Source organism: Mesorhizobium sp. Pch-S (assembly GCF_004136315.1).
GTDB lineage: Bacteria > Pseudomonadota > Alphaproteobacteria > Rhizobiales > Rhizobiaceae > Mesorhizobium.
In genome coordinates, this window is record NZ_CP029562.1 from 6482219 (window position 1) to 6496006 (window position 13788).

Genomic DNA, 13788 nt, shown 5'->3' on the forward strand with positions numbered 1-13788 from the left:
TGGCGGGCGTACCTGTGGCGGACAAGACCGGCCGATGCGGAAGGCCAGGGAGATCATCATGCAGGCGGTGCCCGCGCAGGCAACCGGCCACTATCACGAACGTCCGGTTGCGCCTTTCCTGCGCGACTGGTTCTCGGCCGTCTGGGCTCACCAGATGCCGGAGGCCGAAGCTCCGCCTGTCATCGTGACGCCTGACGGTACGATCGATCTGCAGTGGATCGATGGGCATTTTCGCATTGCCGGCCCCGACAGAGACCCGCAGACCGAGACCATACCGGCAGGCATCGCGGTGATCGGTTTCCGCTTCCAGCCGGCAGCGGCAGCAACCTGGCTCGGCGTCCCTGCCACTGACTTGCTTGGCGAGCGCCTGGCGATTGAAACCGTGCTTGGTCGAAAAGGCCGACAGCTGGGAGCCAGCATCCGCCATCAAAACGATCTGGCCGAACTCATTACTTCCATCGAGAAGAGTATTGCGGATGGTGCTCGTCACCATAGTGGCGATCACGCCATGCGTGCGGCATTTCGCCTGATCGAAGCCGGTCCGCCCGCCGATGCCCCGCTTATTCCGTGGCTTGGGCGCGCATTGGCGATGAGTGAACGCACGCTAAGGCGCCGTTTCGACGAGAACTTCGGCTACGGCCCCAAAACGCTCGACCGGATCCTGCGCTATCAGCGCTTCCAACGCTTGTCGCGGAGCTCGCGGGCATCAATGGCGGTGTTGGCGGTGGAGGCCGGTTATGCGGATCAGGCGCATCTGGTCCGGGAAAGTCGTCGTCTGACCGGCAGCACGCCGGGGCAACTCGAGCGCATCCTGACCGGCGCGAGCGCCTGACCGCTTGCCACGCACACCCGGCACCTCCTCAGCCTGTCGCCCATGCATGCCCGACAACGATGGCCGCATAGCGCGCCGCCTTGCCGAACCCGACCAATACAACGAAACGCCATAGGCCGACGCGTGCCGCACCTGCCGCGACGGTCAACGCATCACCGATGACCGGAAGCCAGGCAAAAGGCAGCGTCCACAGGCCGTAGCGCCTGAACAGGCGGCCAGCCTTCTCATAGTGCTCGCGAGATACGGGAAACCAGCGACGGCCATGCAGCACCTCGACGCCACGACCGATCGCCCAGTTCACCACCGATCCCGCCGTATTGCCGACCGTCGCCACGACGACAAGAAGGACGGGATCGCCACGACCGGCGGCAAGCAATCCGAGCAAAACCAGTTCGGACGATGCCGGCAGCAGGGTAGCGGCAAGAAACGCGCTGACGAACAACGCGCCATAGGATGCGAGTACCTCCATCACAACCTAACAAGACTCGCCGCCCATCATGCTCAGACTGTTACGTCGACAATGCCCATCATGCCAAGCTGCTCATGCTCCAGGATATGGCAATGATACATGCGTTGCCCAGGTAGATCCTGCTTCAACAACAGCCGCACGGTTTCACCCCGTGCGACGTTGACCGTGTCCTTCCATGCGCGATAGGCGGGCGGACTTACCTTGCCGTCGCGTTCATGCTCGATCACCTGGAACTGTGTGCCGTGGACGTGGAAGGGATGGTCCATGTCTGCCTTGTTGATCACTTCCCAGAGTTCGACTTCGCCGACCCTGGCGGTGACGTCGACGCGTTTCATGTCAAAGGCTACGTCGTTGATGAAAAAGCCCATTTCCATGCCGTTGGCACCCATCCCCATCTTCTCGGTGAAGACGAAACGGCGGTTGACCGTCGCATTGCCGAGCGCCGCAATGGTGCGCAGCTTTTCGGGCAGCGGCGGCATCGGCTCGCCGGCCTCGCTGGCTACATTGACGGTCAGCAGCGTCAGCCCGGAATCGTCCGGCTTGCCCGGGCCCATCCAGCCGCGCTCATAGGCAAGCGTTTCGAGCTTGACCTCACCCGGCCTGTCGAACGAAACTACCAGTTCGAGCCGTTCAGCCGGCGCCAGCAACACGTCGCCGACCGCCACCGGAGCCTCCAGCAAACCACCGTCGGTGCCGATCACGGTCATTGTCGCCGCACCGAAGGAGAGTTTCAGGAAGCGGGCGTTGGTGGCGTTGAAGAGGCGGAAGCGGCGTTTGGCGCCAAGCGGCACGTCGAGAGCCGGGGTTTTCTGGCCATTGACCAGGACATGATCGCCGACTCGGCCGTTCATCAGGTCCATCATCGAATTTTCCGGGATGGACCCATCCGCCGCAAGACGCAGGTCCGTGAAGACGAGAACTGTATCGCCATATGCCGATGGCACCGGATCGGCCTTCGGCTTCACCAGGAAGATGCCGGCAAGTCCGCGATAAACCTGTTCAGCCGTCTTGCCATGCGGATGCGGATGGAACCAGTAGGAGGCAGCACTCCCGGCCGGCAGATCGAATGCATAACGGCGGCTGGCGCCAGCGACGACAGGATCCATCGGATTGCCATCCTGCTCTGCCGGCACCGGCATGCCGTGCCAGTGGATGGTGCTATCCTCGCCTGGAATGTCATTGGTGAAATCGATCTCTATGCGATCACCTTCAAAGGCCTCGATCAGCGGCCCCGGGGTCATGCCGTTGTAGGCAAGCACGGGCGTCTCGACGCCATCGACAAAACGGGCCGTCGCCGGCGCCGGGGTCAATCTGGCGCGAAACAGGCCGGCTTCCGCGCTCTCATTTGCCAGCCGGGGCAAGTCACGCAACGCTTCGCCCTGCTTCAGCATCAACGACGCTGGGGGCTTGCCCGGCATGCCGTGAGCGGAATGATCCATGCCCGGCATTGCGTTCATGTCGTCCATCTTCATTTGCGCCGATGCCTGGCTGCCAGCAGCAAGCGTCGCAAGACCCGCCATGAGAAAGGTACGCCGATGCATGGGGAACTCCTGTTTCTGTGTTCTTGATCGTTGCGGTTCAATGCCTGCCATAACGTCTGGCGGTGGCGCGCTTTGGTTTGGGCGGAACCGCTTCATGGCCGCTCGATAGTTCTTCGATGATCGGACAATTCGGCCGCTCGTCACCGTGGCAGGTCTTGGCCAGATGCCGCAGCGTCTCGGCCATGGCGCGCAGCTCGCGCATCTTGCGCTCCAGCTCGACGACATGTGCCATCGCAAAACGCTTCACGTCGCTGCTGGCGCGCGACCGATCGCTCCACAGCGCAAGCAGGTTGGTCATCTGCTCGACAGAAAAGCCGAGATCGCGTGCCCGCCGGATGAAGCGCAGCATGTGCACCTCATCCGGCGAATAGTCCCTGTAGCCCGCTTCGGTGCGTGCCGGACTGGCGATCAATCCGACCTGTTCGTAGTACCGGATCATCTTCGCCGATACGCCCGAAGCGCTGGAGGCCTGCCCGATGTTCATAGGCCGCCCCTCGTCCAGCAAGGATGGGTGACATTGCTTGGGTGGAAGAAAAAGACCGGCACAATCATGGATTTCGCAACTCCCTTGCGGTTGTTGCTGCTGCAGATAAGGCTTCCAGTTACTGGAAGGTCAAGTCGCAACTTCTGAAATTTCGTCGGGGCGCGTGGGTCGCAAGTCGCGCATCACAAATCCCGCGCAGGAAGGCGCTTGACCTTCCCAGCGTGGCAAGCCCCACAACCGTCCCATCAACCATGAAAGGAGTGTTGCGATGCTGAACCTGAAAGTTCCCGAAATGACCTGCGGCCATTGTGCCAGCACGGTCGAAAAGGCGGTGAAGGGTGTCGACCCAAAAGCCAAGGTGACGGTCGACCTCGGCGCATCGACCGTCTCGGTGGAAGGCGCAGCCGACGAAGACGCTGTGGCGGCCGCAATCCTGCAGGCCGGCTACGCCAACGAGAAACTTGTCGTCAGCTGCTGTGGCAGCTGCCACTAGAGCGCTTGTGTTCCCGGAACCCTCAAAAATGCTCTCATGAAAAACGGCCCCGTGCTTTGACGGGGCCGTTAAATCTCTGACTCGCGACCAACCGGGAAAACCGCGTCGTCGCACCACTCGCAGATGGCTAGCCAGCAAATCTCAATCAGCTGCCCATCCATTGCGGCAGGCACGCTTTGGCGATGATATGCGCCGGCGGGATCGATGGCTCGATGCCGGAGCGCATTCGGGCTCTTTCGAGAAGCGTCGTACATGTTCCGGCCGCCAGCCGTCGCGCTCCATCACGAGCTGCACGATCTGGTCGCCCAAAAGCTCTTCCAGTGTCTCTCTGCGCTCACTCATGTCTTGCCTCTTCGAAGGCCACCCGCGATGCATAGATAGGGCGCCAAACATGGCAGACCAATGATGCTTCGTCGGCTATTTCGAGGAATTTAAAGAAAAAAATGCGGCAGCGTCCGCGATGTGTTTCACATTCGCTCGAGGCGCGTCCAGCCGTGGGCTATGCTGGTGGCGGCGCGCCTTCGAATTGCGGCAAGCCATCATCGAGCACAAGCCAGGACTGCTTCGAAGCGGTGAAGATGTGCATATCGGGAGAGAACACAGCCGGATCGTCAAGCGAGCCCGAAGTCACGCCCATGACGCCGGCTTTCTCACGGCGAGAGAACATGGTCGTGCCGCAATGTGGACAGAAGCCGCGCCGTATCTCCGGTGAAGAGCTGACCATGGCCAGCGGTCCTTCTACCGTGACCGTGTCGATGCGAAACAGAAGCCGTGCATTGAACGCCGCGCCGATCGCCTTCTGGCACAGGCGGCAATGGCAGACGCGCTGGTTGATCGGTTCGCCTTCGGCGGAATACCGCACCGCGCCGCACAGGCAACCACCCTGGTACTTCATCTTCGTTCCGGCTTCCTGAGAAAGGGAACGGCACGGTAGCTCGCCGCTCCGTGCCGTCAAATGAAAAGCTGTGATGCGCCCTATTCGCGCGGTCGATCAAAGCGTTCCGGCCAGGGCCTCGAGCTGGTCCGCACAGATGCCCCACCCTTCGTGAAAACCCATCTGCTCATGCTGTTCGCGATCGGCGGCATTCCAGTGCCGGACACGCGCAACATAGCGGGTCTTGCCCGCGCCTTCGTCCTCGAATGTCAGGACAACCGTCATGAAAGGTTTCTGCGAAGGCTGCCAGTCGCCGACAAAAGCATCGGTGAAAACCAGCTTCCGGCCCGGAATCACTTCCAGATACTGGCCGGCGTTCGGGAATTCGCTGCCGTCGGGGCCTGCCATCACCACCAGGGATGCGCCACCGGCGCGCAGATCCACCTCGGCGCGCGGCGTAGTCCATGGTTTCGGCGCGAACCACTGCGTCATCAGTTTGGGATCGGTCCAGCAACGGTACACGGCTTCGCGCGGCGCATCGATGATGCGGGCCAGAACCAGCTCGTTCTCCGACGATGGTGCAATGTCAAGTTTGGTAGCCATGGTCATTCTCTCCTCGATGGGTTGATTTCGATCTTCCCACCGAGGACGAACGGCCTGACCACGATCCGACATCGTCGCTGAAAAATTTCGCAACCATTCTGAAAACGAGATTCATTTCAGAAGCTTGCAAGCAAAAGCGTCAGTGCTTTCTCGCCTGCACGAGATAGGCGTCGATCGCGTCTTCCCCCAGCCACTTGGCCGCTTCCAGCCGGTGCAAGCCCTCGACCAGCACATGGCGCTTGCCATCGTGCCGAACCTGGATCGGCATTTTCATGCCGTTCTCCAGAATGTCTTCGGCAAGATGGCGAACGGTTTCAGGATGCAATGTCTTGCGTCGCGCCGTCGGCACATAGATGTCGTCGATCTTCACCCTGTGCACTCTCAGCATGGCGGCTCCCGCAAAACATCTCTCTGCCCTAGATAGTCGGTTTACACGCCGGCACCAAGCAGTTGCTGGCCCGATGCTTTCCATTTGACGCCTCGCGAGACGATGGTCGAAATGGCGGAGACTCACGGGCCTGCCATGAACCGATCGCCTTCGACATTTCCGGACTTCGGCTTGTCCCCGCATCAGCGCCATGCCGCGGTGCGAAGCCATTACTATGAGAAGCCGGGCATGGATGGCGCGCGTGGCGAGATCTGGGCCTATACCGACCGCTTGTCCTATCGCCCGGGAGAGATCGTGCTGCTGCAGGTCAGCGCGACGGCGCCGCGCTTTTCAATAGAGATCGTTCGCGATGGCGGCACGGAAGCCGTTTTTTTCGAACAGGCTGACATCGAATGTCATTGGCAGGACACTCCCGAACAATGTTCGGTCGAAGGCTGCGGCTGGGAGACGTCCTGCGAATTTGCAATCGGTATCGATTGGCCGTCCGGCGCCTACAGGATGACGCTGACAGCGCGAGGCCGCGACAAGCAGCCGATCCAGTATCGACATCTTTTCATTGTCGCGCCGCAAGCCGGCAAAAGAAGCGGCCGAATTCTCCAGGTCGCAGCCACCGGAACCTGGCTTGCCTACAACACCTGGGGCGGCTCCAATTACTACGAAGGCATCACCGGGCCGAACGGCAACCAGTATTCGCCGGTCGTGTCGATCGAGCGGCCGTGGTGCCGCGGTTTCGTCACACTGCCGCCAGAGGCCCCGCGCGTGCCGCATGGCGTGTCCATGCCGCCGAAGACCGCGCCTCGGTATCCGCATATGGAATGGGCTTACGCCACCGGCCATTCCAAGAAGTACACCTCGTCCGGCTGGGCAAGCTATGACAGCCACTTCTTCCGTTTCGCCGAACGCAGCGGCTATGCGATCGACCTCGCCAGCCAGCACGATCTGCATTTCACCCCAGAGATCCTCGATGGCTACGATTGTGTCGTCTTCGTCGGCCACGACGAATACTGGACCTGGGAGATGCGTGACGCCGTCGATGCCTATGTTGAAAGAGGCGGTCATGCCGCGCGCTTCGCCGGCAATTTCATGTGGCAGACGCGGCTGGAGAACGGGGGCCGACAGCAGGTCTGCTACAAATACCGCGCCCGCGCCGAAGACCCGGTCTATAAGAATGGCGACGTCCGCCGCGCCACCAATTCATGGGAAGCACCTGAAATCGGCAGGCCGGGGGCGGAAACATTCGGATTGAATGCCACACGCGGTCTCTATGCCGGCTGGGGCGGCTGTGCGCCACGCGGCGCACGTGGCTTTCCGATCTATCAGCCCGAACATTGGGCTTTTGCGGGAACCGGCCTGTACTATGGCGACCTGCTCGGCGCCGACAGCCACATCTTCGGTTATGAAGTCGACGGCCTGGAGCATGAGATCCGCGGCGGGCTGCCCTACCCGACCGCCGGCAGCGGCGCGCCGGCCGGCCTGGAGATCATCGCCGTTGGCATGGCGTCCCAGGTCGAAGAAAGCGCCGATATCGCAGCCGAGGATCAGTTTCTCGGCGACGAGGACGGGCGCTTCAGTGCCGAAACCCTTTTCGGCGAGGCGAGCGACGCCAATCTCGACAAGGTCAAGCGCGCGAACGGCATGATCGTCTCGTTCCAGCGCGGCAAGGGCGAGGTCTTCCATGCTGGCAGTTGCGAGTGGGTGGCCGGGCTGCTGCGCCAGGATGCCATGGTCGAACGTGTGACGGCCAATGTGCTTGACCGTTTCCTTGGCGCGCGATCCTGATGACCGCGACGCCCACAAGATCCTCCGCTGGAGCTTCCGTGACAAAACCCAATCTCTTCCATTTCACACGACTGCCGCGCCCGACCGTGGATCGCGCAGCCGGCATCTATCTGTGGGACAAGCAGGGCCGCCGCTACATCGACGGTTCCAGCGGAGCGGTGAACGTCAATATCGGCCATGGCAACCAGGCCGTGATCGACGCGATGAAACGGCAGATGGATCGCGTCAGCTTCGCCTATACCATCCATTTCGAAAGCGAACCGGCACTCGCGCTTGGCCACGAACTGGTACAACGTCTGCCGACGGGACTGGACCGCATCTACTTCGTTTCCGGCGGTTCCGAGGCGGTCGAGGCCAGCCTGAAGCTCGCGCGGCAATGGGCCGTTGCGACGCACCAGCCCGAGCGCTGGAAAATCATCGGGCGCATGCCGTCCTATCACGGCATCACCATCGGTTCGCTTGGTGTCACCGGCGACGAAGTCCTGACACCTGCCTTCACGCCTATCGGCAAATCGATGCCCCTGGTGCCGGCGCCTTTCGTGCACCGGGACAAGGACAACCTCTCGCTTGAGCAGCGCGGGCAACGCTATGCCGACATGCTCGAGGACAAGATCATCGAAGAAGGCGCCGACAGCGTGCTCGCCTTCATCATGGAGCCGATCGGCGGCGCGGCGACCGCTGCCCTGGTGCCGCCCGACAGCTATTTCGCCCGTATCCGCGATATCTGCGACCGCCATGGCATCCTGCTCATCCACGACGAGGTGATGACCGGCATCGGCCGTACCGGCCGCTTCCTCGGCGGCGATCACTGGAATTGCCGTCCCGATATCGTCGTTCTCTCCAAGGGGCTGTCGTCGGGCTATGCGCCGTTGGGCGCCATTGCGGCAACCGAAGCGATTGTCGGCCCGGTGCTTGCCATGGGCGGTTTTCTGCATGGCCACACCTATGGCGGCAATCCCGTCGCCACGGCTGCAGGTCTTGCCGTGCTTGGCGAGATCGACAGGCTCGGGCTCATCGGGAACGCCGCGGCAATGGGTGAAGTGCTGAAGGGGGAATTGCAAACCCTGGCGAAGCGCTTTCCCTTCGTGGCCGACGTGCGCGGCAAAGGCCTGCTGCTCGGTGCCGAGCTTTATGCCGATGCCGTCGCGAAAACACCGCTGCCGCGCGACCACAATGCCAATGTGCGCCTCATCGATCTTGCCTTCGAACGCGGACTGATCATCTATTCGCGTCGGGTGCGCGGCGGGCCGGAGAGCGACAATTTCATGGTTTGCCCGCCCCTGATCGTCACGCGAGAACAGATCGGCGAGATCGTCGATGTGTTGGGCGACAGCCTGCAAGCCCTGGCCGACGAACTCGGCCTGCCGGTCAATTCCTGAGGATCGCCATGGCGTCGAACAAAGTCATCATCACCTGCGCTGTCACCGGTTCGGTACACACGCCGTCGATGTCGCCGCACCTGCCGGTCACGCCGGATCAGATCGCCGCTGATGCCGTTGCCGCAGCCGAGGCCGGTGCCTCGATCCTGCATCTGCATGCGCGCGACCCCAAGGATGGCCGTCCAACTGCTGATCCGACGGTGTTCATGCAGTTTCTACCGCGTATCAAGCAGGCAACCGATGCGGTGGTGAACATCACCACCGGCGGCTCCTCGCTGATGAGTCTGGACGAACGACTGGCAGCCCCCCTGCAGGCCCAGCCGGAGATGTGCTCGCTCAACATGGGATCGATGAATTTTGCCCTGTTCCCGATGCTGGACAAGCCACGTGACTGGCAGCACGAATGGGAACCGAAGCTGCTGGAGGCGACGCGGCACACCATCTTCAAGAACACCTTTGCCGACATGGAGACCATCCTCGATAAGCTCGGCAAAGGGTGCGGCACGCGCTTTGAGTTCGAATGCTATGATGTCGGCCACCTTTATTCGCTCGCCCATTTCCGCGACCGCGGATTTGTGCAGGGCCCTCTGTTCATTCAGTTCGTGCTGGGAATTCTCGGTGGGATCGGCGCCGATCCGGAGAACCTCCTCCACATGAAGCGGATCGCCGACAAGCTGTTCGGCGGCGACTACAGGTTCTCCGTGCTGGCGGCCGGCCGCCAGCAGATGCCGCTGATCTCGATGGCGGCGGCCATGGGCGGCAATGTCCGGGTCGGCCTCGAAGACAGCCTCTACGATGGCCGCGCGCTGGCAAAATCCAATGCCGACCAGGTCAGGCGCATTCGTGGAATACTCGAAGGCCTGTCGCTGGAGGTAGCAACCCCCGCCGAAGCACGCCAGATGCTGGCGCTCAAGGGTGGTGACAGGGTGGCATTCTGATGAGCGACATCAAACAGGCGACTGTTCAGATCCGTCCTGCTCGCCCCGAGGATACCGACAATATCCATGCCGGCCTGATTGGCATTGCCGAGACGGTCGGCGAATTGCACAGGATGCGCTCGACGCCCGACGACATCCGTCGTGACGGCTTCGGAGACAGGCCGCATTTTCAGGTCCTGATCGCGGAAATCGATTCAGAATTCGCCGGCATGTGCCTGTATTTCCCTATCTATTCCACATGGAGAGGGAAGCCTGGCGCTTTCGTTCAGGATCTTTTTGTCGCAGAGAAGTTCCGTGGGAAAAAGGTGGGTGAAAAACTGCTGCGACGTCTGGCAAAGCAGGTCAATGGCGACGGTGGTGGCTATCTGGAGCTCGCGGTCGATACCGGCAACGTCGGTGCCCAGCGCTTCTATGAGCGCATCGGCATCGCCCATCAGGATGATGACCAGGTCCACAGGATCATCGGTGATGCATTCGTCGCCTTTGCCACAGCCCGGGATTTCGAGGACGAGACGTGAGAGCCTTTTACGCCGACGAACAGAAACGTCATGATCCCAAGGCCTTTTTGTCCAGCGGCGCACCGCAGCCCAATCCGGAACAGCCGGAACGCGTCGAGCGCCTGAAGGCTGGCGCGATAGCCGGTGGCTGCTCGATCGAACGGCCGCGCGAGCACGGGCTTGGAGCGGTCGCGGCCGTGCACACGCCGGAATATCTCGATTTCCTCGAACATATCTTCGAGCGCTGGCAGCGCATTGAAGGCGCCTCCGCGGAAGTGATCCCGAATATCCACCCGCTTGCGCGCACTGGTTCCTACCCCGCCTCTGCCGTCGGCCAGGCCGGCTACCATATGGCCGACACCGCCTGCCCGATCTCGAAGGACACCTGGAACAGCGCGCTGTGGAGCGCCTGGAGTGCCGTGGATGCGGCTGAAGCCGTGCTTTCAGGCGAGCCTGCCGCTTACGCGCTTTGCCGTCCGCCCGGCCATCACGCTTTCGCCGACGTGGCCGGGGGATTCTGTTTCGTCAACAATTCGGCCGTCGCCGCGCAGGTGCTGCGCAGGCATGCTGCACGGGTGACGATCCTCGATGTAGACCTGCATCACGGCAACGGCACGCAAGGGATCTTCTACACGCGCCCTGACATCCTCACCGTCTCGATCCATGCCGACCCTGTGCGCTTCTATCCATTCTTCTGGGGGCATGCCGACGAACGCGGCGAAGGTCCAGGCCTGGGCTACAACCTCAACTTGCCCCTGCCCCGCAAATCCGGAGATGACTCCTTCCTCGAGGCACTTCAGAGTGCCTTCCGCCGCATCGGCAGCTTCGCGCCCGATGCCCTTGTCATCGCGCTCGGCCTCGATGCCTTCGAAGGTGATCCTTTCGGCGGCCTGTCGGTTTCAACGCCCGGCTTTGCACGTATTGGCGAGGCGATCGGCAAGCTCGGCCTGCCGACGGTGATCGTGCAGGAGGGCGGCTATCTGTGCGATGCGCTCGGCGCCAACCTGACCAGCTTCCTCACCGGCTTCGGCAGCAGCCGTAGGCTATAGCAGTCAGCGCTGCTGCCGCAGCATGGCGATGGTGCGAGTTACGCTCTCCACCGTCTCGCTGATCTCCACTGCGGTGTTGTAGTGCGCGATGCCGATACGCACGACACCCTGGTCGGCGGGAATGCCAAGCTGGTGGACGATCTCCCAAGCATAGTTGTGGCCCGACCACAGGAAGATGCCTTCGGCGTTCATGGGTCTCACTATGCTCTCCGGCACGATCCCTTCGACCGTGAAGGAAACGGTCGGTACGCGCTCATGCACGCGTGCCCTGTCGGTGATGCCGTGAATGGTCAGCCCGTCGATCGTTGAAAGCCCGTCGATCAGCTGCAGCGCGAGGGCATTTTCATAGGCGATGGACGCGCCGAATGCGGCAGCGACCTTCTCGCGCCGCGAACCCGTCGAGCCGGCTTGTTCGCCCAGCCGTTCGAAATGGCCGATCGTTGCGGTCAATCCCGCCATCAACTCGATCTGCGGTGTGCCGAGCTCGAAGCGCTCCGGCAAATCATTGGAAGAGCACCGGCATTTGTAGGGCTGCAAGGCGTCGATGACCGCGCGCCTGCCCCACAGGATGCCCATATGCGGGCCGAAGAACTTGTAGGCTGAGCAGACCAGGAAGTCGCAGCCGATTTCGCTGACAGCGACCAGCCCGTGCGGAGCGAACTGTACGGCATCGACATAGACCAGCGCGCCGGCTTCCTTCGCGATCCGGCTAAGTTCCCGCACCCGGTTGATCGAACCGGTGAGATTGGAGGCATAGTTCAATGCCACCAGCCGCGTGCGATCGTTGAGCAGTGCTGCCAAGGCAGCCGGTTCGACCTGCCAGCTTTCCTGATCGAAAGGCAACCAGCGCACGACGAGACCGCGGTCCTCGGCCAATTGCAGCCAGGGCGAGACGTTCCCTTCATGATCCATGCGGGTAAGGATGATTTCGTCGCCCGGTGCGAAATCACGGCCGAGCGTACGCGACAGATGATAGGTCAGTGTCGTCATGTTGGCGCCGACGATGATCTCCTCCGCCGTTTCCGCACCGAGGAAATCCGCCATCGCAACGTGGGCATCGTCCACCACCTTCTGGGCAGCCAGGGTCGTCTCGAAGAAGCCGCCGAGATTGGCATTTGTGCTGAGGAGACACTGCGAGACCGCCTCGGCAACCGATTTCGGCACCTGCGTGCCGGCCGGATTATCGAGATAGATGCGTCGGCGACCGTTATCGGTCAGCGAAAGCGCTGGAAATGCAGCCCGTACGGCCTCGATCGGAAAATCCATACTGTCCTCGCTTCGTCTGTCTGTCTTTCATGCTGCATCCTGAAAGACATCACTAGGGACAGGGATTGCCGACGCGCTGATGCACGGCATCGACGGCTTTCTGCATTTCATCCGTCCAGGCCACATCGGCGCAGCCGAGTGCCGTCTCAAGCTGGGCGATGCTGGTCGCGCCGATGATGCTCGACGTCACGAATGGTCGGCTGGCCACATATGCGCCTGCAAAGAGCGCCGGCTCCATGCCGAACGAACGGGCCAGTTCGTTGTACTCCAGCAGTACGGCGGCGGCGTTCGGGGTCTGGTAGCGTTGGCCGCGGTTGAAGAGTTGCGAGCGTGAGCCCGCTGGAAGCGCACCATGGTCATATTTGCCGGTGAGATAGCCTTGCGCCAGCGGCGAGTAGGCCAACAACGAGACATCTTCGCGGGCACAGACTTCGGCGAGGTTCACCTCGAAGGTGCGGTTGACGAGGTTGTACGCGTTCTGCAGCGAGGCGACGCGAGGCCCCACGCCGTTGTCGCCTTCGGCCAGGAAACGCATCGTGCCCCATGAACTTTCGTTCGACAGACCAAAATGACGGATCTTCCCGGCCTTCACGAGCTCGTCGAAGACAGCCAGCGTCTCGCCGATCGGGGTTTCCCCGCCGCCGGGAGAATCCGCGCGCGACGACGTACCGCCGACGCGCGTGGGATTGGCGCCCCACGGCACATCACGATCCGGCCAGTGAATCTGGTAGAGGTCGACATAGTCGGTGCCGAGCCTGGCCAGCGACTTGTCGATGGCGTCGAAAATATCCGTGCGCACCAGCCTGGAGGTACGACCGCCGCGGAACCATTCGCTGGCCGTACGGCCGACCATCTTGGTGGCCAGAACGACCTTGTCGCGGTTGCGACGCGCCCTCATCCAGCTGCCGATGATCGTTTCGGTGCGCCCTTGCGTCTCTGCCTTGGGCGGGATCGGATAGAGTTCGGCCGTATCGATGAAGTTGACGCCATGCGCGAAGGCCAGGTCCATCTGCGCGTGCCCTTCGGTTTCGGTATTCTGCTGGCCCCAGGTCATGGAACCGAGGCAGATCCTGGAGACAAGAAGATCTGTCCGGCCGAGACGGCTTTTCTGCATTTTTTCTCCGGAAGGGGTTTGCGGCCACGGGCGCGCAGCAATGCGTGGATGGGGGAAGCCCAGCATAGGCAAGCACGACTTG

The 13788-nt window shown here is 61.9% G+C and carries 16 protein-coding genes; 7 read left to right on the forward strand and 9 right to left on the reverse strand.

The genetic code is table 11. The annotated features are described in order from the left end of the window. Positions 1 to 58: 58 nt before the first annotated feature. Positions 59 to 832, forward strand: a complete 774-nt coding sequence (locus C1M53_RS30715; RefSeq protein WP_129415806.1) for an AraC family transcriptional regulator — start codon at positions 59 to 61, stop codon at positions 830 to 832. Between the two features lie 28 nt (positions 833 to 860). Here the strand turns inward: C1M53_RS30715 and C1M53_RS30720 are convergent, their stop codons facing one another. The 3 genes from C1M53_RS30720 to cueR are packed head-to-tail and all read right to left on the reverse strand — an operon-like array spanning position 861 to position 3326. Beyond that, positions 861 to 1301 carry a YqaA family protein gene (locus C1M53_RS30720; RefSeq protein WP_129415807.1) on the reverse strand — a complete coding sequence of 147 codons (441 nt, stop codon included), beginning with the start codon at positions 1299 to 1301 and terminating at the stop codon, positions 861 to 863. Positions 1302 to 1333: 32 nt separating this feature from the next. Continuing rightward, positions 1334 to 2842, reverse strand: coding sequence for a multicopper oxidase family protein (locus C1M53_RS30725; protein ID WP_129415808.1), 1509 nt, complete (start codon positions 2840 to 2842; stop codon positions 1334 to 1336). Positions 2843 to 2879: 37 nt separating this feature from the next. After that, positions 2880 to 3326, reverse strand: coding sequence for a Cu(I)-responsive transcriptional regulator (gene cueR, locus C1M53_RS30730; RefSeq protein WP_129415809.1), 447 nt, complete (start codon positions 3324 to 3326; stop codon positions 2880 to 2882). 268 nt (positions 3327 to 3594) lie between these two features. Here cueR and C1M53_RS30735 point away from each other — a divergent pair, with 268 nt between their 5' ends. Next, positions 3595 to 3819, forward strand: a complete 225-nt coding sequence (locus tag C1M53_RS30735; RefSeq protein WP_129415810.1) for a heavy-metal-associated domain-containing protein — start codon at positions 3595 to 3597, stop codon at positions 3817 to 3819. Between the two features lie 141 nt (positions 3820 to 3960). On the opposite strand, the gene C1M53_RS30740 is transcribed toward C1M53_RS30735, so the two are convergent. The 4 genes from C1M53_RS30740 to C1M53_RS30755 form a co-directional block, all read right to left on the reverse strand. Further along, complete coding sequence (locus C1M53_RS30740; RefSeq protein ID WP_348630018.1) at positions 3961 to 4161, reverse strand: hypothetical protein; 201 nt, start codon at positions 4159 to 4161, stop codon at positions 3961 to 3963. A 157-nt stretch (positions 4162 to 4318) separates the two neighbouring features. Beyond that, a complete protein-coding gene (locus tag C1M53_RS30745) occupies positions 4319 to 4714 on the reverse strand; it encodes a GFA family protein (RefSeq protein WP_129415811.1) in 396 nt (131 codons plus the stop codon). A gap of 96 nt (positions 4715 to 4810) precedes the next feature. Further along, complete coding sequence (locus tag C1M53_RS30750) at positions 4811 to 5296, reverse strand: SRPBCC family protein (RefSeq protein ID WP_129415812.1); 486 nt, start codon at positions 5294 to 5296, stop codon at positions 4811 to 4813. Between the two features lie 139 nt (positions 5297 to 5435). Further along, positions 5436 to 5684 carry a ParB N-terminal domain-containing protein gene (locus tag C1M53_RS30755; RefSeq protein ID WP_129415813.1) on the reverse strand — a complete coding sequence of 83 codons (249 nt, stop codon included), beginning with the start codon at positions 5682 to 5684 and terminating at the stop codon, positions 5436 to 5438. A gap of 135 nt (positions 5685 to 5819) precedes the next feature. Here C1M53_RS30755 and C1M53_RS30760 point away from each other — a divergent pair, with 135 nt between their 5' ends. Genes C1M53_RS30760 through C1M53_RS30780 form a run of 5 tightly spaced genes read left to right on the forward strand, consistent with a single transcriptional unit; the run spans position 5820 to position 11326 of the window. Further along, positions 5820 to 7463 (forward strand): N,N-dimethylformamidase beta subunit family domain-containing protein, encoded by a 1644-nt coding sequence (locus tag C1M53_RS30760; protein WP_129415814.1) that lies wholly within the window; start codon positions 5820 to 5822, stop codon positions 7461 to 7463. Then, complete coding sequence (locus C1M53_RS30765) at positions 7463 to 8842, forward strand: aspartate aminotransferase family protein (RefSeq protein ID WP_129415815.1); 1380 nt, start codon at positions 7463 to 7465, stop codon at positions 8840 to 8842. The genes C1M53_RS30760 and C1M53_RS30765 overlap by 1 nt, the downstream gene beginning before the upstream one ends. 8 nt (positions 8843 to 8850) lie before the next feature. Then, a complete protein-coding gene (locus C1M53_RS30770) occupies positions 8851 to 9780 on the forward strand; it encodes a 3-keto-5-aminohexanoate cleavage protein (RefSeq protein ID WP_129415816.1) in 930 nt (309 codons plus the stop codon). Beyond that, positions 9780 to 10298, forward strand: a complete 519-nt coding sequence (locus tag C1M53_RS30775) for a GNAT family N-acetyltransferase (protein WP_129415817.1) — start codon at positions 9780 to 9782, stop codon at positions 10296 to 10298. Before C1M53_RS30770 ends, C1M53_RS30775 begins: the two co-directional genes overlap by 1 nt. After that, on the forward strand, positions 10295 to 11326 hold the full coding sequence (locus tag C1M53_RS30780; RefSeq protein ID WP_129415818.1) for a histone deacetylase family protein: 1032 nt from the start codon (positions 10295 to 10297) through the stop codon (positions 11324 to 11326). The genes C1M53_RS30775 and C1M53_RS30780 overlap by 4 nt, the downstream gene beginning before the upstream one ends. Positions 11327 to 11329: 3 nt before the next feature. Here the strand turns inward: C1M53_RS30780 and C1M53_RS30785 are convergent, their stop codons facing one another. Together C1M53_RS30785 and C1M53_RS30790 are read right to left on the reverse strand one after the other, a co-directional pair. Further along, entirely contained in the window at positions 11330 to 12592 is a 1263-nt protein-coding gene (locus C1M53_RS30785) for a cysteine desulfurase-like protein (protein ID WP_129415819.1), read from the reverse strand. Between the two features lie 52 nt (positions 12593 to 12644). Continuing rightward, a complete protein-coding gene (locus tag C1M53_RS30790) occupies positions 12645 to 13706 on the reverse strand; it encodes an aldo/keto reductase (RefSeq protein WP_129415820.1) in 1062 nt (353 codons plus the stop codon). Between the last annotated feature and the right edge of the window lie 82 nt (positions 13707 to 13788).